The 3,163-nt window shown below is 44.7% G+C and carries 3 protein-coding genes and 1 pseudogene; 3 read left to right on the forward strand and 1 reads right to left on the reverse strand.

Annotated features, from left to right (window positions below; genetic code table 11):
* Positions 1 to 14: 14 nt before the first annotated feature.
* Positions 15 to 1,547, reverse strand: a complete 1,533-nt coding sequence (locus tag B4K20_RS06585; RefSeq protein ID WP_286305154.1) for a SulP family inorganic anion transporter — start codon at positions 1,545 to 1,547, stop codon at positions 15 to 17.
* 307 nt (positions 1,548 to 1,854) lie between these two features.
* Between B4K20_RS06585 and lexA the strand changes: the two genes are divergently transcribed.
* From lexA to B4K20_RS06600, 3 genes and pseudogenes are all read left to right on the forward strand, one after another.
* A complete protein-coding gene (lexA, locus tag B4K20_RS06590; protein WP_289282320.1) occupies positions 1,855 to 2,463 on the forward strand; it encodes a transcriptional repressor LexA in 609 nt (202 codons plus the stop codon).
* A gap of 3 nt (positions 2,464 to 2,466) precedes the next feature.
* Positions 2,467 to 2,799 carry a DNA polymerase Y family protein gene (locus B4K20_RS06595; RefSeq protein WP_289282321.1) on the forward strand — a complete coding sequence of 111 codons (333 nt, stop codon included), beginning with the start codon at positions 2,467 to 2,469 and terminating at the stop codon, positions 2,797 to 2,799.
* 48 nt (positions 2,800 to 2,847) lie between these two features.
* Positions 2,848 to 3,163: pseudogene (locus tag B4K20_RS06600) on the forward strand (transposase); the annotation flags it as partial.

Here is a 3,163-nt window from a genome sequence, read left to right on the forward strand (position 1 = left end):
CAGTTATTTGGCTTTTATGCCAGCTTGTCATCAGCAATATGATAATGCGGATCTTCCATCACATTGACTTCAATCAGATCCGCTGCATTGTTCAGTAATTGTTTACATTCTTCACTTAAATGCCTTAAATGCAGTGTTTTCCCAGCTTTGATATAACGATCTGCCAACGAATCAATAGCTTCAATAGCGGAATGGTCATAAACCCGCGAGTTTTTGAAATCTAGAATGACGTCATCCGCATCATCATTTTTCGGATCAAATAAATCATTAAAGTTACGCACCGAACTAAAGAATAACGGTCCGTTTAACTCATGAACAATAGAGCCTTGTTCATTTTTATAACTTTTCAGATAGATATGTTTGGCATGTTGCCAAGCGAAAACCAACGCAGACATGATGATACCGGTAATCACGGCGATAGCCAGATCAGTAAAGACAGTAATCACGGCGACGGAAATACCGATAATGGCATCCGGTAATGGAATACGGCCCAGTAAGCGAAAACTCGCCCATTCGAAGGTACCCAGTACCACCATAAACATCACGCCCGTTAAAGCCGCAATAGGGATGATTTCAATCAGTGGTGATGCAAATAAAATAAAACAAAGTAAGAATAAGGCTGCCGAGATACCAGATAATCTACCGCGTCCACCCGAGTTAATATTGATCATACTTTGACCAATCATGGCACAACCGCCCATGCCGCCAAAAAAGCCTGTTACGGTGTTAGCTACACCTTGACCAATACATTCTTTATTTGGGCGGCCTGTTGTTTCTGTGATTTCATCAATGAGAGTGAGGGTTAGTAAGGACTCTGTTAAACCAATAAACGCTAAGATAAAGGAGTAGGGCGCGATAATCAGTAATGTTTCCAGATTGAAGGGAACCATCGGAATACTGAACTCTGGAAGACCGCCGGCAATAGAAGCAATATCACCTACATTACGAATATCAAGATGCAGGCCAATTGCCACTAGAGTAACGACAATAATAGCGGCCAAAGAGGATGGGAAAGCTTTAGTTAACTTAGGCAAGAAATAGCTAATCGCCATGGTTAAAGCGACCAGACCTAACATCCACCATAATGGCTCACCTGATAGCCATTGTTCCTCACCATTTTCACCAGTGACTTTAAAGGCTTTGAGTTGGGCCAGAAAGATGACCATGGCCAGACCATTTACAAACCCCAACATAACCGGAAGTGGGACAATACGAATAAATTTACCCAACCGGAATACCCCAGCCAGGATTTGCAGAATGCCCATTAACACGACAGTGGCAAATAAATATTCCACACCGTGTTGTGCCACCAATGCCACCATAACAACCGCTAACGCGCCTGTCGCACCTGAAATCATACCTGGCCGGCCACCAATCGCCGCGGTGATAAGTCCGACAAGAAATGCGGCATATAAACCGACTAAAGGCTCAACACCAGCCACAAAGGCAAAAGCCACCGCTTCTGGCACAAGCGCTAAGGCAACAGTCAGTCCAGATAACACATCATTCTTTATGTTTTGTGGGCGTTTCAGTAACAGATTAAACATAGGATCCCTTTATAAACCAAACCGAGCTATGACTCATACACACCATGCATAGCAAGGTGCTAGCAGTAATTTATTTTGATTTTGACTGAGTCATGAGAGGTAAGCCTTCGATGGGAAAGGCTTGAAAAGGCGACAATTATCGCTGAAACACGGCATTAAGTCTAGTTATCCCTTGAATTTACTCCTTTAATAACAAAGATATAAGCTCGCCTTGTTCATGTGGATATGATTAAAAATAATACTTGCTGAAATGGAATAAATTCTCTATATTTTCTCTTCTCAATATTTTCTCTAAAAGGAAGAGATGATGCTGACCGAACGTGAACAAGATACATTGAATTTTATTCGTCAATACATAGATGAACAGGGACGTTCACCGCTGGTTTCTGAGATTGCCAAGGGCTTAGGGATAAAGTCTCAAGGCACAACCCATCGTTATATCCAGGCATTGGTGGATGCCGGACTTCTAGAGCGACATGTCGGAAGAACACGAGGACTGCACTTAACCGAGCAGCCTGACCCTGCTCCGCTGACATCCGTCACTTTGCCAGTAAAAGGAAAAATCGCCGCTGGCCGCTTAGTGGAAGCCATTGCTGATGAGTCTGAAATTGATTTGAGCGATATGTTTACTGGAAAGGGACGGTTTGTACTGAAAGTAAACGGTGACTCGATGATTGATAAGGCCATTATGTCGGGCGATTATGTCGTGGTGCAATCCCAGCCAACAGCACGTCATGGCGATATTGTTGTTGCTTTGGTGGATGGGTTTGATGCCACCCTGAAAACGCTGTTAATTAATAACGATGGCACCGTGACATTAATGCCTGCTAATGCTAATTATGAACCTGTCACCTTGCCTGCCAGTCGTGTACGGGTCCAAGGTGTAGTGGTCGGTCAGTTACGTACCTATCCTTAAATAATGACTATTGATGCCTTATCACCATGGCCACGCATGATCGCCTTAGTGGATATGGATTGTTTTTTTGCCCAAGTAGAGCAGATGGATAATGCTGATTGGTTCAAAAAGCCGGTAGCCGTAACCAATGGTCTTCAGGGAACGACGATTATTACCTGTTCCTATGAAGCCAGAGCATTTGGCGTACATACCGGAATGCGTTTGAAACAGGCCAGACAGTTATGTCCTGGCCTGATCCATGCGCCTTCACGGCCATATCGCTATGCTGAGTTATCAACACGCATCATGGAAGGCTTAATCGACATTACGCCGGATGTGGATGTAGTGGTTTACTGATCCCGGACACCATTTTAGGAGGTACTATGACCTCCACAGAGGTGTTCAATGACAAAACAAAGAAGAAGTTTTACCCCAGAATTCAAGCTTGAAGCAGCCAGCTTGGTTGTTGATCAAAATTACAGTATCCCAGAAGCCTGCCGAGCATTGGACGTGGGTGCGTCAGCGATGCGTCGCTGGGTGAAGCAGTTGGAAGCCGAGCGTGGCGGCGTCACACCGGCATCTAAAGCGCTCACGCCCGAGCAACAACGGATTAAAGAACTTGAAGCTCGGATCAAACGGCTGGAGCAAGAGAAGTTCATATTAAAAAAGGCTACCGCTCTCTTGATGTCGGACGAACTCGGCTCTACACGCTGATAGACCA

Origin of the sequence: Methylophaga sp. UBA5088, assembly GCF_002414625.1 — a bacterium.
Taxonomy (GTDB): domain Bacteria; phylum Pseudomonadota; class Gammaproteobacteria; order Nitrosococcales; family Methylophagaceae; genus Methylophaga; species Methylophaga marina.